Here is a 24744-nt window from a genome sequence, read left to right on the forward strand (position 1 = left end):
GGAGACCTGGGACGTGTCCGGACTCGTCGGGACGGCATTCCGGACGGTCCGCTGTCCGTGCGCCGTCCGTACGCCGTTCCGTGCGCCGTTCCGTGCGCCGTCCCTGCGCCGTCAGTACGACTTCGGCAGGCCCAGGGTCTGGTGGGAGACGTAGTTCAGGATCATTTCCCGGCTGACGGGGGCGATACGGGAGACTCGCGCCGCCGTGATGAGGGAGGCGAGCCCGTACTCGCGGGTGAGGCCGTTGCCGCCGAGGGTGTGGACGGCCTGGTCGACGGCCCTGACACAGGCTTCGGCGGCGGCGTACTTGGCCATGTTCGCGGCCTCGCCGGCGCCGATGTCGTCGCCGGCGTCGTAGAGCCGTGCGGCTTTCTGCATCATCAGCCGGGAGAGCTCCAGCTCGATGTGCGCCTGGGCGAGCGGGTGGGCGATGGCCTGGTGGGCGCCGATGGGGGCGCCTTTCCAGACGGTGCGGGTCTTCGCGTACTCCACGGCCTGTTCGAGCGCGTAGCGGCCCATGCCGATGGAGAAGGCGGCGCCCATGATGCGCTCGGGGTTCAGTCCGGCGAAGAGCTGGAGCAGTCCCGTGTCCGCCTCCTCCCCGACGAGTGCGCCGGCGGGGAGGCGTACGTCGTCGAGAACCAGCTCGAACTGCTTCTCGGCGGCCTGGAGTTCCATGTCGATCTGTGTGCGGGAGAAGCCCGGGGTGTCGCGGGGGACGATGAAGAGGCAGGGCTTGAGGCTGCCGGTCCTCGCGTCCTCGGTGCGGCCGACGATCAGGGTGGCGTCGGAGCTGTCGACGCCGGAGATGAAGACCTTGCGGCCGTTGAGTATCCAGTCCCCGCCGTCGCGGCGGGCGGTGGTGGTGATGCGGTGGGAGTTGGAGCCGGCGTCGGGCTCGGTGATGCCGAAGGACATGGTCAGGGAGCCGTCGGAGAGGCCGGGGAGCCAGGCCTGTTTCTGCTCCTCGGTGCCGAAGCGGGCGATGACGGTGCCGCAGATCGCCGGGGAGACGACCATCATGAGCAGGGGGCTTCCGGCGGCGCCGAGCTCCTCCAGGACGATGGAGAGTTCGGCCATGCCGCCGCCTCCGCCGCCGTACTCCTCGGGGAGGTTGACGCCGAGGTAGCCGAGCTTGCCGGCCTCTTCCCAGAGTTCGCGGGGGTGCTCGCCGTTGCGGAACAGCTCGGTGGCGTAGGCGCGGCCGAAGCGCTTGCCGAGGGCGGCGACGGCGGCACGGAGTGCCTGGTGCTCTTCGGTTTCGAGGACGGTGCTCATGGGGTCGTCTCCTCCTGGTGCGCGGATGCGTGCGAGGGGGCGTGCGCGGGCGCGGCGGCGTGCGAGGGCGCGGACGCGGTGACGTCGGTGGAGTGCGCGGGCGCGGTGACCTCGGTGGGGTGCGCGGGGTCGGGCGCGGCGTCCTGTGCACCGGGCGCCGCGTCCTGCACGACGGCGAGCAGGGCGCCGACCTCGACCTGGAGTCCGGGGGCGGCGTGCAGCGCGGTGAGGGTGCCGGAGGCGGGGGCGAGGATGCGGTGTTCCATCTTCATCGCCTCCAGCCAGATCAGCGGCTGCCCGGCCTCGACGGCCGCGCCCGGCGCGAGGCCGTCGGCGAGGCGGACGACGGTGCCGGGCATGGGGGCCAGGAGGGAGCCGGGCTCGGTGCGTGCGGCGGGGTCGGTGAAGCGGGGCAGGGCGGTGAAGGTGTGCGCGCCGGCGGCCGTGTGCACGTACACCCGGTCGCCGTGGGCGGTGACGGTGAAGTGCCGGGTCACCCCGCCGGTTTCGAGGGTGACCGTGTCGGGCCGTGCGGTGAGGACCCGCTCGCCGGACACGGGGGCCGGGGTGCCGTCTCGGCCGGTGCGGTAGGCGATCTCGTGCTCGGTGCCGTCGGGCTCGCTCCGGTAGCGCCTGGTCTGCGGCTGGGAGGCGAGGTTGCGCCAGGCGCCGAAGCGTGCGGGGCCCGGACCGCCGTGCCCCGCCGAGGCGGCGGCGAGCGCGGCGGCGGTGGCGGCGAGGCGGCGGGCCTCCTCGCCACCGGGGGCGGCGGACGTGGTCAGGGCGGCCAGGTGGCGGTCGTAGAAGCCGGTGTCGAGGCGGGCCGCGGCGAAGTCCGGGTGGCGCAGGGAGCGTACGAGCAGCTCCCGGTTGGTGACCGGGCCGTGGATGCGGGCGCGTTCCAGGGTGCGGGCGAGGAGGCGGACGGCTTCGGTGCGGGTGGGGGCGTGGGCGATGACCTTGGCGAGCATCGGGTCGTAGTGCACCCCCACGGTGTCGCCGCCGGTGTATCCGGTGTCGAGGCGGATGCCGGGGCCGCCGGGCACATCGAGGGTGAGCAGTGCTCCGGTCTGTGGCTGCCAGTCTCGCGCCGGGTCCTCGGCGTACAGCCGGGCCTCGACGGCGTGTCCGGTGGGCGGCGGCGGTGCGGTGGCCGGGAGGGCCGCGCCTTCCGCGATCCGCAGTTGCAGGGCGACGAGGTCGAGGCCGAACACGGCTTCCGTGACGGGGTGTTCGACCTGGAGGCGGGTGTTCATCTCAAGGAAGTACGGGCGCCCTTCGGCCGACACGAGGAACTCGACGGTCCCCGCACCCCGGTAGCCCACCGCCTGCGCGGCGGCGACCGCGGCGTCGTGCAGCGTCCGGCGGAGCGTGTCGTCGAGGCCGGGAGCGGGGGCCTCCTCGATGACCTTCTGGTGGCGGCGCTGGAGCGAGCAGTCCCGGGTGGAGAGCGCCCAGACCGTGCCCTGGGCGTCGGCCATCACCTGGACCTCGACGTGCCGGCCCCGTTCGACGTACGGCTCGGCGAAGACCTCGCCGTCCCCGAAGGCGGAGGCGGCCTCTGCCGAGGCGGCGGTCAGTTCGGCCTCCAGGGCGGCCAGTTCCCGTACGATCCGCATCCCGCGTCCGCCGCCGCCCGCCGCCGCCTTCAACAGCAGGGGCAGATCGGCGGTGGTGGCGTTCCCCGGGTCGACGGGGGCGAGCAGCGGCACCTCGGCGGCGGCCATCAGCTCCTTGGCCCGGGTCTTGGAGGCCATCAGCTCGATGGCTTTGACCGGCGGCCCCACCCAGAGGAGACCGGCGTCCTCCACGGACCGGGCGAACCCGGCGTTCTCCGAGAGGAAGCCGTACCCGGGGTGCACGGCGTCGGCGCCCGCCGCGAGCGCGGCGGCGACGACGAGGTCACCGCGCAGATAGGTGTCGGCCGGGGCGGCGCCCGGCAGGCGTACGGCGGTGTCGGCCTCCCGTACGTGCAGGGCGTCCGCGTCCGCGTCGGAGTACACGGCCACGGTGGAGACGCCCAGCTCACGGCAGGTGCGGAAGATCCGGCAGGCGATCTCGCCCCGGTTGGCCACGAGCAGCGTGCTGATCATGCGTACCCTCACATCCGGAAGACGCCGAATCCGCCCCGGGCGCCCTCGACCGGTGCGGTGTGGATGGCGGACAGGCACATCCCGAGGACGGTCCTGGTGTCGCGCGGGTCGATGACCCCGTCGTCGTACAGCCGCCCGGACAGGAACATCGGCAGGGACTCGGACTCGATCTGCTGCTCGACCATGGCGCGCAGTCCGGCGTCCGCCTCGTCGTCGTACGGACGTCCCTTCGCGGCGGCCGAGGCGCGGGCGACGATCGACAGGACCCCGGCGAGCTGCTGGGGGCCCATGACGGCGGACTTGCTGCTGGGCCAGGCGAACAGGAAGCGCGGGTCGTAGGCGCGGCCGCACATGCCGTAGTGCCCGGCGCCGTACGAGGCGCCCATGAGGACCGACAGGTGCGGGACCTTGGAGTTGGACACGGCGTTGATCATCATCGCGCCGTGCTTGATGATGCCGCCCTGCTCGTACTCCTTGCCGACCATGTAGCCGGTGGTGTTGTGGAGGAAGAGCAGCGGGATGTCACGCTGGTTGGCGAGCTGGATGAACTGGGCGGCCTTCTGCGACTCCTCGCTGAAGAGCACGCCCTGCGCGTTGGCGAGGATGCCGACGGGATAGCCGTGGAGGCGCGCCCAGCCGGTGACCAGGCTGGGCCCGTAGAGCGGCTTGAACGCGTCGAAGTCGGAGCCGTCGACCAGCCGGGCGATGACCTCGCGCGGGTCGAAGGGGACCTTGAGGTCGCCGGGCACGACCCCGATCAGCTCGTCCTCGTCGTACTTCGGTGGTGCGGCGGGGACCGGATCGGGGTGGGCCTTGTGCCAGTTGAGCCGGGCGACGATCCGCCGGGCCTGCCGCAGGGCGTCGTGCTCGTCGACGGCGTAGTGGTCGGCGAGGCCGGAGGTGCGGGCGTGCATCTCGGCGCCGCCGAGCGATTCGTCGTCGCTCTCCTCGCCGGTGGCCATCTTGACCAGGGGCGGGCCGCCGAGGAAGACCTTGGACCGCTCCTTGATCATCACGGTGTGGTCGGACATCCCGGGGACGTACGCGCCGCCCGCCGTGGAGTTCCCGAAGACGACGGCCACGGTGGGGATGCCTGCGGCCGACAGCCGGGTGAGGTCGCGGAAGAGCGCCCCGCCGGGGATGAAGATCTCCTTCTGCGAGGGCAGGTCGGCGCCTCCGGACTCCACCAGCGAGATGCAGGGCAGCCGGTTGGCGAAGGCGATCTCGTTGGCGCGCAGGGCCTTCTTCAGGGTCCAGGGGTTGGAGGCGCCGCCGCGCACGGTCGGGTCGTTGGCGGTGATCAGGCACTCGACGCCTTCCACGATCCCGATCCCGGTGACGAGCGAGGCGCCGACGGCGTGGTCACTTCCCCAGGCGGCGAGCGGGGACAGCTCCAGGAACGGGGTGTCCGGGTCGACCAGCAGCTCGATGCGCTCGCGGGCCAGCAGCTTGCCGCGCCCCCGGTGGCGGGCCACGTACTTCTCGCCGCCGCCGGCCAGGGCCTTGGCGTGCTCGGTGTCCAGCTCGGCGAGTTTCGCGAGCATCGCCTCGCGGTTCGCCGCGTATTCGGGCCCCGTGGTGTCGAGGGCGGTGGGCAGGACGGTCATGCGTGCACCTCCGGTCGGTCCAGCAGCCGTACGGGCACGGGGACGTGCCGGGACCGCAGCCACTCCCCCACCGCCTTGGCCTGCGGATCGAAGCGGGCCTGCGCGGCGACGCCCTCGCCGAGCAGGCCGTGGACGGTGAAGTTCAACGCCCGCAGATGCGGCAGGACATGGCGTACGACGGTGAGTCCCGCGGTCTCCGGCAGCAGTTCCTGGAAGCGCGCGACGGTCAGCTCGTGGGCCAGCCACCGCCAGGCGTCGTCGTCGCGGACCCAGACTCCGACGTTGGCGTCCCCGCCCTTGTCGCCGCTGCGGGCACCGGCGATCCGGCCGAGGGGGGCGGTACGGGCGGGTCCGGCGGGCAGCGGTTCGGGGAGGGCCGGCGCCTCCACCTCGTCGGGTTCCCGGCAGGCACCGGCCGCCGGCACGGCCTCGCGGGTCCCGTCGGGCAGTACGGCGACGTGCCCGACCTCGCCGGCCGGTACGTACGCGGCCTCGAACACCCCGTACGGCGCGCCCTTCCCGGGCGGGGCGGTCACATGGAAGCCCGGGTAGCTGCCGAGCGCCAGCTCGACGGCCGCCCCGGACACGGCCCGTCCGACGGCCTCCGCGTCCGGGTCGCGTACGACGAGCCGGAGCAGGGCGCTCGCGGTCTCCTCCGTCGCGGCGTCGGTCCGGTCGGTGCGGGCCAGCTCCCACCGCACCTCGGCGGGTTTCGAGCCGGCGCGGTCGAGGGCGTCGGCGAACTGGTCCTTCACGAGCCGGGCCTTGGCCTCGATGTCGAGTCCGGTCAGCACGAAGACGACCTCGTTGCGCCACCCGCCGAGCCGGTTGAGCCCGACCTTGAGGGTGGGCGGCGGGGCCTCGCCGCGTACGCCGCTGATCCGCACCCGGTCGGGCCCGTCCTGCGTGAGCCGTACGGTGTCGAGCCGGGCCGTGACATCGGGTCCGGCGTAGCGGGCGCCACCCGTCTCGTACAGCAGTTGCGCGGTGACGGTGCCGGTGTCGACGACGCCGCCCGTGCCGTCGTGCTTGGTGATGACGCTGCTGCCGTCCTCGTGGATCTCGGCGAGCGGGAAGCCGGGGCGGCGGACGTCGTGGTCGCCGAAGAAGGCGTAGTTGCCGCCGGTGGCCTGGGTTCCGCACTCCAGGACGTGCCCGGCGACGACCGCCCCGGCGAGGGCGTCGTGGGCGTCGGGCGCCCAGCCGAAGTGGGCGGCGGCGGGCCCGGTGACGAGGGCGGCGTCGGTGACCCGCCCGGTGACGACGATGTCGGCCCCGGCGCGCAGACAGGCGGCGATGCCTCCGCCGCCGAGGTAGGCGTTGGCGGTGAGGTAACCGTCGGGCACGGGCCGGCTGTCGCCCTCGACATGCGCGACGCGTACGGGTACGCCGGTACGGTCGGCCAACTCCCGCACGGCGTCGGCGAGTCCGGCCGGGTTCAGCCCGCCGGCGTTGGTGACGACCTTCACGCCGCGCTCGTGGGCGAGGCCGAGGCTCTCCTCCAGCTGTCGCAGGAAGGTCGTCGCGTATCCGCGCGCCGGGTCCTTGAGGCGGCTGCGGCCGAGGATCAGCATGGTGAGTTCGGCGAGGTAGTCCCCGGTGACGACGTCGAGCGGGCCGCCGGTGAGCATCTCGCGGAGCGCGTCGAAGCGGTCGCCGTAGAAGCCGGACGCGTTGCCGATGCGCAGCGGCCGGGTCACCGGTCCGCCTTCCGGGGGCGGCCGGGTCCTGCGGGCCCGGCGAAGGCCTGCGCGATGTCCAGCCACTGCCCGGCGTCCGGGCCGACGGCCTCGACGGCGAGGTCGTCGCGGTGGGCGCGCTGGGTGACGAGCAGGCAGAAGTCGAGGAGCGGCCCGGTGACCCGCTGGGCGGCGTCCTCGGGCCCGTACACGGTCAGTCCGCCGTCCTCGGCGCGCAGTTCGATGCGGAACTGCTCGGCGGGCGGCCGCATTCCACGTACGGCGTAGGCGTAGTCCCGGGCCCGTACGCCGATCCGGGCGACGTGCCGCAGCCGGGCGGTCGGCTTCCTGGTGACACCGAGGGCGTCGGCGATGTCCTGGCCGTGGGCCCAGGTCTCCATGAGGCGGGCGGTCGCCATCGAGGCGACGCTCATGGGCGGGCCGTACCAGGGGATCTTCGTCCCGGGGGGTGCCTCGCGCAGTGCCTTCCGGAGCCGGGCGCGGCCTTCGCGCCATTCCACGAGCAGCGCCTCGGGGGTCAGGGCGGTGACGGCCTCCTCGGCGGCCTCGTCGACGAAGGTCCCGGGTGCGGCGAGCGCCTTCTCGACCTCGGCGGCGAAGGCGTCGGGGTCGGTGGCGGCGGTCAGGGCCACCTCGTCGGTCCAGTTGAGGTGGGCGATCTGGTGGGCGACGGTCCACCCCTCGGCGGGGGTCGGCGCGGCCCACTCGGGGGCCTTCAACCCGGCTACCAGCAGGTCGAGTTCGTCGCTCTCCTCACGCATGTCGTCGAGCACGGCGGCGGTCACGGCCGATGCGTCGGGCACGGTGCGCTCCCCTCGGGGCGTGGCGGTGTGCCCCGGAGCATGCCAGCGCCCCAGGAAACAAGCAAGCATGCTTGCATGATTTTATGAGCGGTACGCGCCCTCCCGGGGACAGCGGCGGGATCAGTCGGCCCGGTAGCCCGGGACGGAGGGCCAGCGCACGGTCAGCACCACGGACTCCTCGTCCGCGCACCAGGAGTGGTCGACGCCCCGGCCCCAGACGACGTAGTCGCCCTGGCGCTCCAGCAGCACCTCGCGCCCGGGGAACCGCATCCGGAACCGGCCGCTGATCAGCACGAGCAGGGCGGTGCGCTCCTCGCCCCTGACCCACTCCGCGCGCCGGTCACCCCGCGGGTGGACGCCCCACTTGATCTCCAGGGCCTCGCTGTGGCGCGGGTCTTCCGGGTCCTTGAAATGGCCGAGCAGCCATCCCCGGTCCAGCGCCGCGTCCTCCGCCGCGTGACCCACGTACACGCCGTCGTTCATGACCCGGAACGTAACAGCCCGCCCGCTCCGGCTCACAGGGCGGACGCGGCCTGTTCCACCCTGCCCTACGTAGGGCAGGGTGGTAGTCTGGGGGCATGATAAAGACGACTGTGTACCTTCCGGAGGAGCTGGAAGCACGGCTGGACGCCGAGTCGTCGGCCACCGGTGTCAGCAAGGCGGAGCTCATCAGGCGGGGCATCGCCATGGTCCTCGACGACGCGGAACGGCCCAAGCGCAGCCGCAAGCTCCCGGTCTTCGACAGCGGACGCCCGCTCACCCCTGAGGCGATGGACGACGCGGTGTACGAGCACATCAAGGAACGAGCAGCGCGCCGTTGATCATCGTCGCCGACACATCCGCGCTCTACGCGGCTTTCGACACCGCACAACCGGAGCATTCGGGCGCCGCGAAGATCCTTGAGAACGAGTCGCTGGCCGTCTCCCCGCTGGTCGTCACGGAGCTGGACCACCTGGTGCACCGGGACCTCGGCTTTTCGGCGACCATGCAGGTCATGGAGGCACTCAACTCGCGGATGGCCGACGGGCAGTACAGACTCGCCGAACTGAAGCCGGCCGACCTGGCCGCCGCACACGACGTGCGTCGCGACTACGAGGGACTGCGGCTGGACCTCGCGGACGCGGTGGGTGTCGTCCTCGCCCACCGGTACAGGACCGACCGCATCTTCACCCTCGACCAGCGGGATTTCAGGGCCGTCAGGCCGCTGACGCCCGGTTTCACCGCGTTCCGGATCCTGCCCGTCGACGGCTGACGCCGTCCGCGGCCTACTCCGTGCGGTCGCCCTCCGCCTGCGAGGGTTCGGTCCGGGGGACGTCGGGGTGGGTGTCGGCGGCGGTGCCGCGCACGGCCGGGTCGTCGCGTTCACCCTCCGCCTGCGAGGGCGTGTGCGCGTACAGCCCGTCGTACTCGTCGGTTCCCTTCACGGATCCCATGCGCGGGCCTCCTTCCTCCGCTCCCTTCCATCGTGCCCCCCGGCCCCGCTCCCCGCGCGCTCGCTACTGGCCCTTCGACGCCGCCTCGGCCATCTTCGCCGTGGTGCTGGCACCGTCCAGCGCCTCGCGGATGATGTCGGCGTGACCGCTGTGGTGGGCGATCTCGCGGAAGATGTGCCACAGGACGCGGCGGACGGTCCAGACGACCGGCTCGGGCGGCGACCAGGGGTAGGCGGGCAGCGTGACCTCGCGGTCGAGGTCGGCCTCCTCGCGCACCGTGCGGTCGAAGGCGGCCGCCGCCGTGTGGAAGGCCTCCAGCAGCCCGGCCACGGTCTCGGTGTCGGTCATCCGGTTGCCGTCGGGGTCGAGGTCCGCCCAGTCGATCTTGGCGGGGGCGGTGCCCTCGACGACGTCGAGCCAGCTGCGCTGCACGCTTCCGAGGTGCTTCAGGAGTCCGCCGAGGGTCAGCTCGCTGACCGTCGTCCGGGCGCGGGCGCCCGCGTCGTCGAGTTCCGCGACGGTGTAGAGAAAATTGGTGCGCTGATCGGTCACGAGCGCGAGCAGGTCGTCGCGTTCAGGCATGGGCGTTCCTCCAGATCGGCCGTCGCGACCACCCTAGGAGCGGATGCCCGGCCGCGCAGGCGGAACGGAACAGGTCCCCGGAAGTGGCGCGCTCACCCCTTCCGGGAGCGCCGTGTCTGACTGCGTACGGCGCCCATGCTCGCGCCGATGACCAGGGCGATGGCCAGCGCGTCGGTGGTGGAGAGTGCCTGGTCGAGCAGGAGGAAGCCCGCCGTGGCCGCGATGGCCGGTTCGAGGCTCATCAGGATCGCGAAGGTGGGCGCGGGCAGCCGCCGCAGGGCCATGAGTTCGAGGGTGTACGGAAGGACCGAGCTCAGCAGCGCCACGGCCGCCCCGAGCCCCAGGGTGCTGGGGACCAGGAGCTTCGAGCCGGACTCCATGATGCCGAGGGGCAGCGAGAGGACCGCCGCGACCACCATGGCCAGCGCCAGCCCGTCGGCCTGCGGGAAGCGGCGCCCGGTGCGGGCGCTGAAGACGATGTACGCCGCCCACATGGCGCCCGCGCTCAGGGCGTACACCGCGCCGACCGGGTCCAGCCGGTCGAAGCCGCCGCCGCTGAGCAGGACCACGCCGCCGAGCGCCAGGACCGCCCAGAGGAGATTGACCAGGCGGCGGGAGGCGACGACGGACAGGACCAGCGGGCCGAGCACCTCCAGGGTGACGGCCGCGCCCAGCGGGATGCGGTCGACGGCCTGGTAGAAGAGCGTGTTCATGCCGCCCATGGCGACGCCGAAGGCGAGCACGGTGCCCCAGTCGGCGCGCGAGTGCCCCCGCAGCTTCGGCCGGCACACGACGAGCAGCACGAGCGCGGCGGCGGCGAGGCGCAGGCTGACGACGCCGAGCGCGCCGGCCTTCGGCATCAGCAGGACGGCGACCGCCGCACCGAACTGCACGGAGAGCCCGCCGGCCACGACCAGCGCGACCGGACCGAGTGCCGCTCTCCGGGCGCCGGGGCGCCCGGGCCGGCCGTGTCCGGGCTCGTCGAGAGCGGACACCGCCTCGGGTACGGCAACGGCAGCTGCCGGCTCTGCGGCAGCACGCGGGTCATTCACCGGGAACCTTCCATCGAGTTCAATACAGTGCACCAGAAGGTTTACAGTACGGCACCGGGACGGCGTCGGTCACCTCCTTAAGGTAGGGACCCGCGCGCCTCCCGTGAAATGCCGATTGCGCTCCCGTTATGCTCCGCAGGCATGAGCACTGGACAGGGCACGGGCAGCGGTGGGCGCGCCATCGAGGTCCGGCATCTGCGGGCCTTCCTCGCCGTCGCCGACGCGGGCAGCGTCACCCGCGCCGCCGCCCGGCTCCGGGTCACCCAGCCCGTCGTCTCCCGCACGCTCGCCGCCCTGGAGCGGCACCTGGGCGTCCGGCTCGTCGACCGCTCCACCCACCACCTCGCCCTCACGCCCGAGGGCGTCGCCTTCCGCGACAGGGCGGCCGCGGCGGTGGGCGCCTTCGACGAGGCCCTCGACCCGGGACGGCTGCACGCACGGCCCCTGCGGGTGGGGCACGCCTGGTCGGCGTTCGGCCCGTACACCACGCCGTTGCTGCGGACCTGGCAGCAACGGCACCCGGGGACCCCGCTCGAACTGCTGCGCATCGACGACCGCACGGCCGGCCTCACGCGCGGGGAGGTGGACGCGGCGCTGCTGCGCGGGCCCGTGGACACCCCGGGTCTCGTCACCGAGGTGCTGTTCACGGAGGCCCGGGTGGCGGCCGTCGCCGCCGACGGCCCGCTCGCCGCGCGCGCCTCGCTGTCGCTGGCCGATCTGGCCGGGGACGCGGTCGTCCTGAACACCGTCTCGGGCGCCACCACGCTCGCCCTGTGGCCCCCGCACACCCGGCCGGCGGCCACCGTCACCGTCGCCAACACCGACGACTGGCTCACCGCCATCGCGGCCGGGCGGGGCGCCGGGGTCTCGGGGGCGTCCACCGCCCAGATGCACCCGCACGCGGGGGTCGCCTATCTCCCGCTGGACAACGCCCCCGCGCTGCCCGTCCTGCTGGCCCGCCGTGACGGGCCCGGCCATCCCGCGCTGCCCCGACTGGCCGCGCTGGCCCGGGAGATCGTCGCGCGTGAACAGCGGACACGGCCGCGAAATTCCGGCGCCGAGCGGGAATGAAGGCCTGACGTACGGGAGTTGGGGGTTCCTGTACCGGTCGGGTCATCACTCCAGGGGGCGTTCCATGACGGACACCGTCGACACCACCATCACCGTGCGGGGCACGGTCGCCGCGGGCTTCGAAGGCGTACGGGAGGAGTACGCCGCCGTGCTCGCCGCGGACCACACCGAGCCGGGCAGCCAGCTCGCCGTGTACCACCAGGGGCGCCTCGTCGTCGACCTGTGGGCCGGCGAGGGCATCACCGGGGACTCGCTGCCCGCCGTGTACTCCTCGACCAAGGGAGCCGCCCATCTCGTCGTCGCGCTGCTCGTCCAGGACGGCGTCATCGATCTGGAGCGTACGGTCGCGTCCTACTGGCCGGAGTTCGCCGCCGAGGGCAAGGGCGAGCTGACCGTGCGGGAGCTGATGTCGCACCGTGCCGGACTGATCTGGGCGGACGGCGGCTTCGGCGTCGAGGAGCTGGCCGACGACCGCGTCATCGCCGCGCGGCTGGCGGGCCAGCGGCCGTACTGGACGCCGGGCACGGAGGCCGGTTACCACGCGCTGACGATCGGCGCCCTCACCGGCGAGGTCGTACGGCGGGCCACCGGGCGGTCCATCCAGGAGATCTACGAGGAGCGGGTCCGCGTCCCGTACGGGCTGGACCTCCACCTGGGTCTGCCCGAGGAGCTCGAACCCCGTTACGCGCACATCCGGCCCGGCGTGGCCACCCCCGAGCAGGCCGCCGAGGCCGCGGCGAACCCGGTCGACCTGGACGGCCTGATGGCGCTCGCCTTCGGCTTCGCCGAGGACCCGCCGCTCGACCTGGTCGCCCTCGCCAACACCCGGGCGGTACGCGCGCTCGGCCCGGCCTCGGTCGGCGGGGTGGGCTCGGCGCGCGGCCTCGCGGGGATGTACGCGGCGGCCGTCTCCGGGCTGGACGGCCGGGCACCGCTGCTCACGCCGGAGACGGTGGCCGAGGTGGGCCGGGTGCGGTGGAAGGGGACCGACGTGGTGACCGACGTCGCCGACCCCTTCGCCCTGGGCTTCGAGGCGCAGCGGGGCCACTACCCGGCCCTGGGCGAGGGCGCCTTCGGGCACTCGGGGGCGGCGGGCTCGCAGGCGTACGCCGATCCCGTCAACGGCGTGGCCTACGGCTACACCCGGCGCCGCTTCGCCCTCCCCGGCGGGGCGGCCCCGGAGAACGAGCGGCTGTCGGCGGCGGTGAGCGAGGCCGTCGCGAAGCTCTGACGCCGGTGTGCCAGAAGCCGTCGGGTGGTCAGCCGTCGAGGCCCTCCGCCAGCACCTCGGCGAGGTGGCGGGCCCGGCGGCCGGCCAGCTGGTCCAGCTGGGTGCGGCAGGAGAAGCCGTCGGCCAGCAGCTCCGTGCCGGGTTCCGTCGCCCGTACGGAGGGCAGCAGCTGGTCCTCGGCGCAGGCCACCGAGACGTCCCAGTGGCCCTTCTCGAAGCCGAAGTTGCCGGCCAGCCCGCAGCAGCCGCCGCTCAGCTCCCCGGTCAGCCCGGCCTTCTCGCGGAGCCGGCGCTCGGCCGCGTCGCCGAGCACCGCGTGCTGGTGGCAGTGGGTCTGGCCGGCGATCCGGCGGTCCAGCCGAGGTGGCGTCCAGTCGGGGGCGTACTCCTCCAGGTACTGGGCCAGCGTGCGTACGGACGCGGCGAGCCGGGCGGCACGCGGGTCGTCGGGGAGGAGCTCGGGCAGGTCCATGCGCAGGGTGGCGGCGCAGCTCGGTTCCAGGACGACGACGGGGGTGCCGGGGGCGTGGTCCAGCCGGTCGAGGGTGCGGCGCATGACGGCGCGGGCCGCGTCGAGCCGGCCGGTGGACACATAGGTGAGACCGCAGCAGACGCCCCGCCGGGGCAGTACCGGGGTACGGCCGGCCGCCTCCAGGACCCGGACCGCCGCCCGGCCGACCTCCGGTGAGAGGTGGTCGGTGAAGGTGTCCGGCCAGAGGACGACGTCCGGCCCGGCACCCGGGGCCCGGCGGGTGCGCACCCAGGAGCGGAACGTCCGCCGTGCCAGGACCGGGAGCGTCCGGTGCGGGTCGATGCCGCCGAGCCGTCTGGCGAGGGCGGCGAGGGGTCGGACGCGGGCGAGGGCGTTGAGCAGGCCCGCGAAGGGAGCCGCCAGCCGCAGCCACCTCGGGAGGCCGCCCATCGCGTAGTGCGCGGCGGGGCGCGGCCGGCCCTTGTAGTGATGGTGGAGGAACTCCGCCTTGTACGTGGCCATGTCGACGCCGACCGGGCAGTCGGTGCGGCAGCCCTTGCAGGACAGGCACAGGTCGAGGGCGTCCCGTACCTCCGTGGACCGCCAGCCGTCCGTGATCACCTCGCCCGCGAGCATCTCGTGGAGCAGCCGGGCGCGGCCCCGGGTGGAGTGGGCCTCCTCGCCGGTCGCCCGGAAGGAGGGGCACATCACGTCCGGACCCGCCGTCTGCGTACGGCACTTGGCGACCCCGACGCAGCGGCGTACGGCGGCCGAGAAGTCGCCGCCGTCGTGCGGGTAGCCGAAGGCGACGTCCACGGGGCGGCGGGGGAGCACGGCGAAGCGGAGGTTCTCGTCGAGCCGTGCGGGGCGGGCGAGGATGCCGGGGTTCAGGCCGCCGTCGGGGTCCCAGAGGTCCTTGAAGCGGGTGAACAGGCCGACCATCTCGTCCCCGTACATCCGGGGCAGGAGTTCGGCCCTCGCCTGCCCGTCGCCGTGTTCGCCGCTGAGTGAGCCGCCGTGGGCGACGACGAGGTCCGCCTGGTCCTCGGAGAAGCGGCGGAAGCGGGCGATGCCGTCGTCGGTGAGCAGGTCGAAGTCGATGCGTACGTGGATGCAGCCGTCGCCGAAGTGCCCGTACGGGGTGCCGCGCAGGCCGTGTGCGGCGAGCAGGGCGCGGAAGTCGCGGAGGTACGGGCCGAGGCGGGCCGGCGGTACGGCGCAGTCCTCCCAGCCGGGCCATGCCTCTCCCCCACGTCCGGCTCCGCTCCCGCGGGAGGTGCCCCCACCGTCGGGCATCCGTGTCGCGGTGCCCGCCGCGTCCTCGCGGATGCGCCACAGGGTCCGCATCGCCCCGGGCTCGGTGACGACGGTGGAGTCGAGGGCGTCGGCGGCGCGCAGGATCCGGGCCGCGTGGGCGTGGGCCTCGGCGGGGGTGTCGCCGCCGGTCTCGACGAACAGCCAGGCCCCGCCGCGGGGCAGACCGGCCGGCTCGCGTACGAGGTCGGCGGCCATGCCCTCGACGGTGAGCGGGCCGTACGGGAGGAGGCCGGGGGCGGCTTCGGCGGCGGCCGCCTCGTCGGCGTACCCGAGGACGGCGAGCGCGCGGGCGCCGGGCGTCGCGACGAGGCGGACGGTCGCCTCGGTGACGACGGCGAGGGTGCCCTCGCTGCCGCAGAGGGCGGGGTCGGGGCCGTGCTCGGGGAGCAGCGCGTCGAGGGCGTATCCGGAGATACGGCGCGGGAGTTCGGGGAAGCCGGTGCGCAGGAGGGCGAGGTGGTCGGCGGCGAACGCGTGGAGGCCGGGCGGGGCGTCGGGCAGGCCCCGGCCGAGGTGGAGGGTCTCGCCGCCGCCGTAGCGCACGACGCGGAGGCTGCGGAGGTTGTCGGCGGTGGTGCCCCAGGCGACGGAGTGCGCGCCGCAGGAGTTGTTGCCGATCATGCCGCCGAGGGTGCAGCGGCTGTGGGTGGAGGGGTCCGGGCCGAACGTCAGGCCGTACGGGGCGGCGGCGGCCCGCAGGTCGTCCAGGACGACGCCGGGCTGGACGACGGCCGTGCGGGAGGCGGGGTCCAGGTCGAGGATGCGCCGCATGTGGCGGGTGAAGTCCAGGACGACTCCGGTGCCGGTGGCCTGGCCCGCGATGGAGGTGCCGCCGCCACGGGGAACGACGGGGGTGGCGTGCTCGCGGCAGATGCGGAGGGCCTCGGCGACGTCCGCGGTGTCGCGGGGGGCCACGACGGCGTGGGGGACGCGGCGGTAGTTGGACGCGTCCATGGTCGTCAGGGCGCGGGCGGTCGCGTCGGACTCCACGTCGCCGTGGAGGGCCTGGGCCAGGGCGCGGGTGAGGTCGGTGGCGGGCATGGGGCCAGCATGCCGGTCGTGGGGGCGGGGGTGGGGTCCTCAGGCGCCGGACGGGCTGGGCGTGCCGCGTCCGCGTGCCGCGTCAGTTCGCCCGGACCTTGCTCCAGGGTTCCGTCCTCAAACGCCGGACAGGCTGGAGTGGCCCGGCTGACGGGGATTGCCCGGGCCCGCTGGGAGTGGCCGGCCCGGGTGGGGCGGGTTACTTCGCGCAGACCGCCTTGTCCGCTTCCACTCGTTGGATGTTGTCCGGTGCCTTCTGCGGGGCCGAGAGCGGGCTGCCCGCCTCCGTGAAGTCCGGGCCCAGGGTCAGCACCATCGGGTCCATCGCGCCCGCGTCCGTCGTCGTCGGCTTGAGGGCCGAGGCCGACAGGCCCATCATGTCGGCCAGCCGCCGGGCCTGGTCCGCCTGGTTGGGGGCGTAGACGAGCTGGGTCTTCTTCACGTCCTCGGGCGCGTTCGCCTTGTTCGTGGACTTCAGCACGCCCTCCTCGTTCTGCAGCCAGTCCAGGGCGCTCTGCGCGGAGCCGGGAGGCGCGCCGCCGTTGTAGACGTCGACCCGCACGTCCGCCGCGTCGGCCATCGCGCCCTTCAGCTTGGCGTCGTTCTTGGCCTTCGCCGCGGCCTTCTCCTGCTTCTCCACCGCGGTGAAGGAGACGTCCCCCCGCATCATCGAGAAGACCTGCGGAGCCTTGGACTTGTCGAGGATGACGGTCGCCTTGTCGTCCGGGTTGTCCAGCACCGGGACCGTGGTGAACGTGATGTTCTTCGGGTCGACCGACGCCAGCTCCATGCCCAGCTTGCGGAGCTGGTTTATGTCCGCGATCTTGTCGTCGACGGTGAGGGCCTTGGTGGCCGCCTCCGCGAGCGTCCACATCTTGGTGGGGCTGGTCAGGGTGTCGTTCGACTTCAGCTTGCGCATCAGCGAGCTGAGGAACTGCTGCTGGATCTCGATGCGGCTCAGGTCGCTGCCGAAGCCGACGGAGTGCCGGGTGCGCAGGAATGCCAGGGCCTGCTCGCCCTCGAGGGTGTGCTCCCCTTTGGTCAGCTTGAGGTGGGAGTCCTTGTCGTCGATGTCCTTGGCGAGGCAGACGTCCACGCCGCCCACCGCGGTCGTCAGGGACTTGACCGCGTTGAAGTCGGCCACCATGAAGTGGTCGACCTCCAGGCCGGTGAGCTCGGTGACGGTCCGCATGGTGCAGCTGGGGGTGCGGTCGGACTGGCCGAGGCTGGTGTTGAAGCGGTCGCCGGTGGTCGCGGGGATGTCCTTCTTCTCCCCGCTCTCCAGGGTCGTCGGACAGTTCGGGATGTCCGTTATCAGGTCACGCGGGATGCTCAGCGCGGTCGCGTTCGTACGGTCCTTGGAGACGTGGAAGAGGATGTTGGTGTCGGCGTGGCCGACGCTGCCCGCGTCCCCGTAGCCCTCGTTGCCCTCGCCGGTCCGCTTGTCGGTCCCGATCACCAGGACGTTGATCGCGCGGTCCTTGCTGAAGCCACCGGTGCCGGCCCCGTCGGTGGAGACGGCCGTGATGTTCCCGTTGAAGTGCTGGTACACGAGGTAGCCGGCGGTGCCGGTGCCCACCAGCAGGAAGGCGAGCACGCCGCCGGTCCACACCAGGGCCTTCTTCCTGCGGGACTTGCCGGGCTTCGCCTTGCGGCGCCCGGTGGTGGGTGCCGCCGCCCGGCTGCCCGCCTTCCGCCCCTCGTCCCGGCCCCCGCGTCCGCCGCCGGCGGCCCGGCGGCCGCCGCGCTGGCCGGGCACCGAGGCCCGGTCGCCGGACGGTGCCGCCTCCGGCTTCGGCCTGCGGCGCGGCCCAGGTGTTCTGGCCCCGGACGTACCGGCCGGTGCGGACGATCGCCCTGAGGAAGGGGTCAGTCGCAGTTCGTAATCACCGGTGTCGGGGTTGAGTACCCACTGGTCTGCGGGGTCGATGCCCTCGTCCCGCCCACGGCCTTGCGCGTCCACGGTTGCTGCGTCCTCCGTCGGGGCCACGCGGCGCCTCCCCCTTCAAGGCGCGCGGTGTGTCTTACGGCAGTGCCGACCTGGGAGGGCGGCTGCACCGGAGCGCTCACACTAGCTGGCCACCGGCCCACGAGCGACGATCGTGACAAATCAAGCCCCCCACAGGGGACGTACCTCCACATTCGCCACTAGTCACCCACCCGACACGCTGCCCACTCCCGCGCACACGCGTCCCAGCACACGAAAGGAACCGTTTCAAGCCAGATTTCATACAGAAGTGGCCACAAGGAATCCCCAAACAAGTCGCCAATTCTCCTATAGTTGCCGTGACTTGATCAGGAACAATCAGCTCCAGTTGTGGTTCTTTCACCGGCACCGCACCGATGTGTCCCGATTGTCCCTCCGCCGCACCTGCCCCTCCCGCCGCACCGTCCGCCCCGAGGACTCCGATTGCGCCCTTCACTCCGGCCGACCGCACTCGCCCTGCTGATCTCGGCAGCCGTCACCGGTGCTCTGTGCCTGTGGGGCGTCACCGCCGCTCCCGACGCGGCGCGGGCCCCGCTCGCCTGGGGGACGGGCGCCGCCGCCCTCCTGCTGTCCGTCGCGGTGGCCGTCGCGGTCCACACGCTCGCCACCGCCCGTCATCTGCGCGCCCTCCGGGCCGCCGACGCGGAGCGCTTCACCGCCGAGACCTCCCGCCTCGTCTCGGCCTCGGCCGCCGAGGCGCAGCGCTTCACCGCGGAGACCGCCCGGATCAGATCGGCCGCCTCCGCCGAAGCCGCCCGTGCCACCGCCGAGGCCGACGAGCGGGTCCAGCGGGTGACCGCCGAGGCCGCCGAGCAGCACGAGCGGCTCACCGCCGAGACCGCGCGGCTCACCGCCCGCGTCCGGCGCAGCGAGACCGAGCGTTCCGCCGCCATCGCCGCCTGCGCCAACGCGGCGGGCCGGATGCAGGCCCTGGCCACGAGCATGCTGGCCGACCTGCGCGAGATGGAGCACCGGCACACCGCCGAGGACGTGCTCGGTGATCTGCTGCACCTGGACCACCGCACCGCCCAGGCGGGGCGGCTCGCCGACTCCATCGCCGTGCTGACCGGGGCGCGTTCCGGGCGCCGCTGGGCCAAGCCGATCGTGATGGAGTCGATCCTGCGCGGCGCCATGGGCCGTATCGGCGGCTACCAGCGCATCCGGCTCCACTCGACCAGCGATGTCGCCATCGCGGGCCACGCCGCCGAGGGCGTCATGCACGCCCTGGCCGAACTCCTCGACAACGCTGCCAACTTCTCGCCGCCCACCGCCGAGGTGCACGTGTACGTCGAGGAGGTGCCGGCCGGCATCGTCGTCACCGTCGAGGACAGCGGCCTGGTGATGAGCGATGTGCAGCTGCGCCGCGCCGAGAGGTCCGTGTCCGCCGACAACCAGGACCTCACGGCGCTCTCCGGCACCCGGCTCGGCCTCGCCGTGGTCGGCCGGCTGGCCAGGAAGCACGGGCTCACCGTCTCCTTCCGGCCGTCGGCGCGGGGCGGTACGGGAGCCCTGATGATGCTGCCTCAGGAGCTCATCTCCCGTACGTCCGTGCCCCTGCCCGCGCCCGCGGCTCTCCCCGAGCCCGCCCGGCACCCCGAGCCCGAGCCGGACCACGCCACCCCGGACGCGGGGAGCCGGCCCCGGACGGCCGCCCCCGCCGACGCGGACTCCCCCGGATCCGCGTCGCACCGGGGCGCCGCGCCCGGGCAGCCCGAGCCGCCGTCCGAGTCGGCGTCCGAGTCCACCGGCGCGGTCCCGCAGTTCGGTGAGAGCGGACTGCCCAAGCGCCGCCGCGGCCGCACCCTGGCCGCCGCCGAAGCCCGTACCGCCACCCCCGGCGAAGCCGAAGCCCCCCGGCCCCGTACCACCGACCCGAAGGTGCAGGCTGCCCGTTTCAGCACCTTCAGCCAGGCGGTACGAGCCAATTCCCCGCACCCGGAAGGCAACACCCGATGAGCGCGACCACCGACGAGAAGCTGAACTGGCTGCTGGAGGGGCTGCTCGACCGCACGCCCGGCGCCCGGCACGCCCTCGTCCTGTCCCGGGACGGCCTCAAGCTGTGCCGCACCCCCGAACTCTCCGTCGACCAGGCGGACCAGCTGGCCGCGATCTCCGCCGGCATCCAGAGCCTGTCGCACGGTGCGTCCATCGAGTTCGGTGACGGCACCGGCGGCGTACGGTCCGCGATGACCGAGTTCTACGGCGGGGTGCTGTTCATCGTCGAGGCGGGCGCGGGCGCCCACCTGGCGGTCGTGGCGGCGGAGGACTCCGACGTCGGCCTCGTCGGCCACAACATGAGCGAGCTCGTCGAGCAGCTCGGCGAACACCTCGTCGCCCCGCCGCGTGACGCGGCGGCCCCGGCCACGGAAACCGCGGACGCATGACAGCCGTCCCGCGCCCCCGGCCCGGACGCGACGACGACCCGGACCGGCTGTACACCCTGACGGGTGGCCGCAGCCGGTCCGACTCGGCCGCGTTCGACCTGGTGACGCTCGTCGTCGCCGAGTGCGAACCGAACCCCGGGATGCAGTCGGAGCACGTCGCGATCCTGCGGATGTGCACCAGCCCCACCGCGGTCGTCGAGATCTCGGCCACCCTGAATCTGCCGGTCAGCATCGTGCGCATCATGCTGTGCGACCTGCTCGACACCGGCCGGATCAGCGCCCGCCACCCCCGTACTGCACGTGTCGCGGACCGGCTCCCCGACACCGACACCCTGGAACAGGTGCTCGTTGGACTCCGCAACCTCTGACCGTGCCGCCCTGCAGGCGACGGCCGACAACGGACTGAAGATCGTCGTTGTCGGCGGCTTCGGGGTCGGCAAGACCACCATGGTCCGATCCGTGAGCGAGATCCGTCCGCTCAACACGGAGGAGACCATGACCCGCGCGGGCGAGGCCGTCGACGACCTGGACGGTGTGCACTCCAAGTCGTCCACCACGGTCGCCTTCGACTTCGGCCGCATCACGCTCGACGCGCGGTCGGTCCTCTACCTCTTCGGCGCGCCCGGTCAGGAACGCTTCTGGTTCCTGTGGGACCGCCTCTTCTCCGGCACCCTGGGCGCCGTCGTCCTCGTCGACACCCGGCGGCTCGCCGACTCCTGGTACGCGATCGACCGGCTGGAGCACCACGGCACGCCGTTCATCGTCGCGTGCAACGACTTCGGCGGACCGCTCCACACCGAGCAGCAGATCCGCGAGGCCCTCGACCTCTCCCCCGACGTCCCGCTCGTCGAGTGCGACGCCCGGGACCGTTCCTCCAGCAAGTACGTCCTGATCACGCTGGTCGAGCACCTCCACGCGCTCTCCGTCGCCCGGTCGAAGGGCGCCGACGCGGCGCTCACGGGCGGCCAGGGCGCCGCGGCGATGACCCCGGAGCGCACCCCGTGACCCAGTGCCCCGTACCCCACGGTTCCGTCCCCCTGTCCGGGCCGCGGTTCCAGACGGACCCCGTGCAGCTGTACCGGGACATGCGCCGCGACCAGGGGTCCGTGGCCCCCGTGGTGCTCGACGGCGACATACCCGCCTGGCTGATCCTCGGCTACCGCGAACTCCACCAGGTCACCAACGACCCGGTGCTCTTCAGCCGGGACTCGGACCTGTGGAACCAGTGGGAGCACATCCCGGACGGCTGGCCGCTGCGGCCGATGATCGGGCGCAAGCAGCCGTCGATCCTCTACACGGTCGGTGAGCGGCACACCGTCCGCGCGGCCATGATCAGCAACGCGCTGGAGGCCGTCGACCCGTTCGCGCTCAAGCGGTACGCCGAGGAGTTCGCCGACGACCTCATCGACGGCTTCTGCTCCACCGGCCGCACCGACATCATCGCCGCCTACGCGATGCTGCTCCCGGCCCGTGTCCTCGCGAAGATCTACGGCTTCAGCGACGAGGTCGGGGGGCCGCTCGTCGGCGCGCTCAACGACATGATCGACGGCCGTGAGCGGGCCCTGGCGGGTCAGCAGCATCTGGGCGGGGCCATGTTCCAGCTCCTCGCGGACAAGCACGCCGAGCCCGGCGACGACGTCGCGACCCGGATGCTGGAGGACCCGGGCGGCTTCACCGACGAGGAGGTCGCCCAGGACCTCATGGTGATGATGGCGGCGGGCCACCAGCCGACCGCCGACTGGATGGGCAACTCGCTGCGGCTGATGCTCACGGACGACCGCTTCGCCGCGTCGCTGTCCGGCGGCCGTCACAGCGTCGCCGAGGCCATGAACGAGGTGCTCTGGGAGGACACGCCCACCCAGAACGTGGCGGGCCGCTGGGCGTCCCGCGACACCCACCTCGGCGGACGCCACATCCGCGCGGGCGACCTGCTGCTCCTCGGCATCGCCGCCGCCAACGGCGACCCGCAGGTACGCACCGACGGCTCCGCCCTGACCGGCGGGAACAACGCGTTCCTCTCCTTCGGGCACGGCGAGCACCGCTGCCCGTTCCCGGCGCAGGAGACCGCGGAGGTCATCGCCCGTACGGGGATCGAGGTCCTCCTGGACCGGCTCCCGGACGTGGACCTCGCCGTCCCCGAGGACCAGCTGACCCGGCGCCCGTCCCCGTGGCTGCGCGGGCTGACGGAGCTGCCGGTGCACTTCACGCCCACTCCCGCCCTTGGAGGCCAGAAATGACCCGGATCGCCCTCGATCCCCTCGTCGCCGACCTCGACGCCGAGAGCGCCGCGCTGCGTGCCGCCGGCCCGCTGGCCGAGGTGGAGCTCCCCGGCGGGGTGCACTGCTACGCGGTGACGCACCACGCCGAGGCGCGGCAGCTGCTCACCGACAGCCGTGTGGTCAAGGACATCAACGTCTGGAACGCCTGGCAGCGCGGCGAGATCCCGATGGACTGGCCGCTGATCGGGCTCGCCAACCCGGGCCGCTCCATGCTGACGGTCGACGGGGCCGAGCACCGCAGGCTGCGCAGCCTGGTCGCGCAGGCGTTGACGGTGAAGCGGGTGGAGCGGCTGCGGGCCGGCATCGAGGCGCTGACGAACGCCTCCCTCGACCGGCTGGCGGCGCTGCCCAAGGGTGAGACGGTCGACCTGAAGGCGGAGTTCGCGTACCCGCTGCCGATGAACGTCATCAGCGAGCTGATGGGCGTGGACGCGGCCGACCACCCCCGGCTGAAGGAGCTGTTCGAGAAGTTCTTCTCGACGCAGACCCCGCCGGAGGAGGTCCCGCAGATGATGGCGGACCTCGGCACCCTGTTCACGAAGATCGTCGACGACAAGCGGGCGAACCCGGGCGACGACCTGACCAGCGCCCTGATCGCGGCCTCCGAGGAGGGCGACCACCTCACCAACGAGGAGATCGTCAACACGCTGCAGCTGATCATCGCGGCCGGTCACGAGACCACGATCAGCCTGGTCGTCAACGTCGTCGAGGCGCTCCAAACCCACCCCGAGCAGCGCAAGCGGGTGCTGAGCGGCGAGGTGCCCTGGGAGAACGCGATCGAGGAGACGCTGCGCTGGAACACGCCCACCTCGCACGTCCTGATCCGGTTCGCGACCGAGGACATCGAGGTCGGCGACAAGGTCCTGCCGAAGGGCGAGGCCCTCATCGTCTCGTTCGGCGCGCTGGGCCGTGACGAGAAGCAGTACGGGGAGACCGCGGGCGAGTTCGACGTCACCCGCTCCCCCAACCGCCACATCGCCTTCGGCCACGGCCCGCACGTCTGCCCGGGCGCCGCGCTGTCCCGGCTGGAGGCGGGGGTCGCCCTGCCCGCACTGTACGAGCGCTTCCCGGACCTGGACCTCGCGGTTCCGGCCTCCGAGCTGCGGAACAAGCCGATCGTGACGCAGAACGACCTGTACGAGCTCCCGGTCGACCTGGGCTGACCGCGCGCCGGTCCCGTCGGCCACGGCGCGGGGCGTATGTCCCACCGGTCCGGAGCGCGTGTCTCACCGGACGGACACGGTCCTCGACCGCTTCCGGGAGGGACTACGCTCCGGACCGTGGCTGACATCCAGATTCCCGCAGACCTCAAGCCCGCCGACGGACGTTTCGGCGCCGGGCCCTCCAAGGTGCGGACGGAGGCGGTCGACGCGCTGGCCGCGACCGGCACCTCCCTTCTCGGTACGTCCCACCGCCAGGCTCCCGTGAAGAACCTGGTCGGCGAGGTACGTGACGGCGTACGCAGCCTCTTCTCCCTCCCCGAGGGTTACGAGGTCATCCTGGGCAACGGCGGCTCCACCGCCTTCTGGGACGTCGCGACGCACGGTCTGATCGAGTCGAAGTCCCAGCACCTGAACTTCGGCGAGTTCTCGTCGAAGTTCGCGAAGGCCGCCAAGCTCGCCCCGTGGCTGGCCGACCCGACCGTCATCGCCTCGGACCCGGGCACCCACCCGGACCCGAAGGCCGAGGCCGGCGTCGACGTCTACGCGCTGACCCACAACGAGACCTCCACCGGTGTCGCCGCCCCCGTCAAGCGGGCCGCGGGCGCCGACGAGGGTTCCCTCGTCCTGGTGGACGCCACCTCCGGTGCGGGCGGCCTGCCGGTCGACATCACCGAGACGGACGTCTACTACTTCGCCCCGCAGAAGTCCTTCGCCTCCGACGGCGGCCTGTGGATCGGCGTGTTCTCCCCGGCGGCCCTGGAGCGCGCCGCGCGCATCCACGCCTCGGGCCGGCACATCCCGGAGTTCTTCTCGCTGCCCACGGCGATCGACAACTCCCTCAAGAACCAGACGTACAACACCCCGGCGCTGGCCACCCTCTTCTTGCTGAACGAGCAGCTGAAGTGGATGAACACCCAGGGCGGCCTGGACTTCACGACCGGCCGCACGGCCGCGTCCTCGCAGCACCTGTACGGCTGGGCCGAGGAGTCCAAGTACGCCACCCCGTTCGTCACCGACCCGGCGAAGCGTTCGCAGGTCATCGGCACGATCGACTTCGAGGACGGCATCGACGCGGCGGCCGTCGCCAAGGTGCTCCGCGCCAACGGCATCGTCGACACGGAGCCGTACCGCAAGCTGGGCCGCAACCAGCTGCGCGTGGCGATGTTCCCGGCGATCGACCCGGCGGACGTCCAGGCGCTCACCGCCTGCATCGACTACGTGATCGACAAGCTCTGACGGTCACCCCGTCCG

Annotated in this window: 22 protein-coding genes; 11 read left to right on the forward strand and 11 right to left on the reverse strand. The window is 73.0% G+C overall.

The window, feature by feature from the left end; translation table 11 throughout:
* Positions 1-111: 111 nt before the first annotated feature.
* The 6 genes from JKV81_RS21270 to JKV81_RS21295 all read right to left on the reverse strand — a co-directional run bounded on the left by JKV81_RS21270 (position 112) and on the right by JKV81_RS21295 (position 7964).
* The gene (locus JKV81_RS21270) at positions 112-1278 is read right to left on the reverse strand and encodes an acyl-CoA dehydrogenase family protein (RefSeq protein WP_202077237.1); all 1167 of its coding nucleotides are present in this window, start codon (positions 1276-1278) and stop codon (positions 112-114) included.
* Complete coding sequence (locus JKV81_RS21275; RefSeq protein ID WP_202077240.1) at positions 1275-3371, reverse strand: ATP-binding protein; 2097 nt, start codon at positions 3369-3371, stop codon at positions 1275-1277. The genes JKV81_RS21270 and JKV81_RS21275 overlap by 4 nt, the downstream gene beginning before the upstream one ends.
* Before the next feature lie 8 nt (positions 3372-3379).
* Entirely contained in the window at positions 3380-4978 is a 1599-nt protein-coding gene (locus tag JKV81_RS21280) for an acyl-CoA carboxylase subunit beta (protein WP_202077243.1), read from the reverse strand.
* Positions 4975-6678, reverse strand: coding sequence for an acyclic terpene utilization AtuA family protein (locus JKV81_RS21285; RefSeq protein ID WP_129264975.1), 1704 nt, complete (start codon positions 6676-6678; stop codon positions 4975-4977). Before JKV81_RS21285 ends, JKV81_RS21280 begins: the two co-directional genes overlap by 4 nt.
* Complete coding sequence (locus tag JKV81_RS21290; RefSeq protein WP_129264974.1) at positions 6675-7481, reverse strand: TIGR03084 family metal-binding protein; 807 nt, start codon at positions 7479-7481, stop codon at positions 6675-6677. The genes JKV81_RS21285 and JKV81_RS21290 overlap by 4 nt, the downstream gene beginning before the upstream one ends.
* Before the next feature lie 120 nt (positions 7482-7601).
* Positions 7602-7964, reverse strand: coding sequence for a cupin domain-containing protein (locus JKV81_RS21295; RefSeq protein WP_129264973.1), 363 nt, complete (start codon positions 7962-7964; stop codon positions 7602-7604).
* Between the two features lie 95 nt (positions 7965-8059).
* On the opposite strand from JKV81_RS21295, the gene JKV81_RS21300 reads away from it, so the two are divergent.
* Together JKV81_RS21300 and JKV81_RS21305 are read left to right on the forward strand one after the other, a co-directional pair.
* Positions 8060-8302: a ribbon-helix-helix protein, CopG family gene (locus JKV81_RS21300; protein ID WP_202077246.1), complete on the forward strand. Its 243-nt coding sequence runs from the start codon at positions 8060-8062 to the stop codon at positions 8300-8302.
* Positions 8299-8733, forward strand: a complete 435-nt coding sequence (locus JKV81_RS21305) for a PIN domain-containing protein (protein ID WP_202077249.1) — start codon at positions 8299-8301, stop codon at positions 8731-8733. Before JKV81_RS21300 ends, JKV81_RS21305 begins: the two co-directional genes overlap by 4 nt.
* A 13-nt stretch (positions 8734-8746) precedes the next feature.
* On the opposite strand, the gene JKV81_RS21310 is transcribed toward JKV81_RS21305, so the two are convergent.
* From JKV81_RS21310 to JKV81_RS21320, 3 genes are all read right to left on the reverse strand, one after another.
* Positions 8747-8914, reverse strand: a complete 168-nt coding sequence (locus tag JKV81_RS21310; RefSeq protein WP_202077252.1) for a hypothetical protein — start codon at positions 8912-8914, stop codon at positions 8747-8749.
* Between the two features lie 63 nt (positions 8915-8977).
* Positions 8978-9496: a DinB family protein gene (locus tag JKV81_RS21315; protein ID WP_129264970.1), complete on the reverse strand. Its 519-nt coding sequence runs from the start codon at positions 9494-9496 to the stop codon at positions 8978-8980.
* A gap of 92 nt (positions 9497-9588) precedes the next feature.
* The gene (locus tag JKV81_RS21320) at positions 9589-10548 is read right to left on the reverse strand and encodes an EamA family transporter (protein WP_124274139.1); all 960 of its coding nucleotides are present in this window, start codon (positions 10546-10548) and stop codon (positions 9589-9591) included.
* Positions 10549-10689: 141 nt separating this feature from the next.
* On the opposite strand from JKV81_RS21320, the gene JKV81_RS21325 reads away from it, so the two are divergent.
* Positions 10690-11619 (forward strand): LysR family transcriptional regulator, encoded by a 930-nt coding sequence (locus JKV81_RS21325; protein WP_202077254.1) that lies wholly within the window; start codon positions 10690-10692, stop codon positions 11617-11619.
* Between the two features lie 64 nt (positions 11620-11683).
* On the forward strand, positions 11684-12850 hold the full coding sequence (locus tag JKV81_RS21330) for a serine hydrolase domain-containing protein (protein WP_202077257.1): 1167 nt from the start codon (positions 11684-11686) through the stop codon (positions 12848-12850).
* Between the two features lie 28 nt (positions 12851-12878).
* Here the strand turns inward: JKV81_RS21330 and JKV81_RS21335 are convergent, their stop codons facing one another.
* Positions 12879-15680 carry an FAD-binding and (Fe-S)-binding domain-containing protein gene (locus JKV81_RS21335; protein ID WP_202077260.1) on the reverse strand — a complete coding sequence of 934 codons (2802 nt, stop codon included), beginning with the start codon at positions 15678-15680 and terminating at the stop codon, positions 12879-12881.
* Positions 15681-15879: 199 nt separating this feature from the next.
* Positions 15880-17643 carry an LCP family protein gene (locus JKV81_RS21340; protein ID WP_129267090.1) on the reverse strand — a complete coding sequence of 588 codons (1764 nt, stop codon included), beginning with the start codon at positions 17641-17643 and terminating at the stop codon, positions 15880-15882.
* Positions 17644-18090: 447 nt separating this feature from the next.
* Between JKV81_RS21340 and JKV81_RS21345 the strand changes: the two genes are divergently transcribed.
* The 7 genes from JKV81_RS21345 (at position 18091) to serC (ending at position 24729) form a co-directional block, all read left to right on the forward strand.
* Positions 18091-19623, forward strand: coding sequence for an ATP-binding protein (locus JKV81_RS21345; protein ID WP_129264967.1), 1533 nt, complete (start codon positions 18091-18093; stop codon positions 19621-19623).
* Positions 19620-20051 (forward strand): roadblock/LC7 domain-containing protein, encoded by a 432-nt coding sequence (locus tag JKV81_RS21350; RefSeq protein WP_099173990.1) that lies wholly within the window; start codon positions 19620-19622, stop codon positions 20049-20051. The genes JKV81_RS21345 and JKV81_RS21350 overlap by 4 nt, the downstream gene beginning before the upstream one ends.
* The gene (locus tag JKV81_RS21355) at positions 20048-20419 is read left to right on the forward strand and encodes a DUF742 domain-containing protein (protein ID WP_124274134.1); all 372 of its coding nucleotides are present in this window, start codon (positions 20048-20050) and stop codon (positions 20417-20419) included. Before JKV81_RS21350 ends, JKV81_RS21355 begins: the two co-directional genes overlap by 4 nt.
* Entirely contained in the window at positions 20400-21056 is a 657-nt protein-coding gene (locus tag JKV81_RS21360; RefSeq protein WP_129264966.1) for a GTP-binding protein, read from the forward strand. Before JKV81_RS21355 ends, JKV81_RS21360 begins: the two co-directional genes overlap by 20 nt.
* Positions 21053-22288: a cytochrome P450 gene (locus JKV81_RS21365; protein WP_129264965.1), complete on the forward strand. Its 1236-nt coding sequence runs from the start codon at positions 21053-21055 to the stop codon at positions 22286-22288. The genes JKV81_RS21360 and JKV81_RS21365 overlap by 4 nt, the downstream gene beginning before the upstream one ends.
* The gene (locus tag JKV81_RS21370; protein WP_129264964.1) at positions 22285-23493 is read left to right on the forward strand and encodes a cytochrome P450 family protein; all 1209 of its coding nucleotides are present in this window, start codon (positions 22285-22287) and stop codon (positions 23491-23493) included. Before JKV81_RS21365 ends, JKV81_RS21370 begins: the two co-directional genes overlap by 4 nt.
* Before the next feature lie 117 nt (positions 23494-23610).
* The gene (gene serC, locus JKV81_RS21375) at positions 23611-24729 is read left to right on the forward strand and encodes a phosphoserine transaminase (RefSeq protein WP_129264963.1); all 1119 of its coding nucleotides are present in this window, start codon (positions 23611-23613) and stop codon (positions 24727-24729) included.
* The last annotated feature ends 15 nt before the right edge of the window (positions 24730-24744 follow it).

It is taken from the genome of Streptomyces silvae, from assembly GCF_016745505.1.
Lineage (GTDB): Bacteria > Actinomycetota > Actinomycetes > Streptomycetales > Streptomycetaceae > Streptomyces > Streptomyces silvae.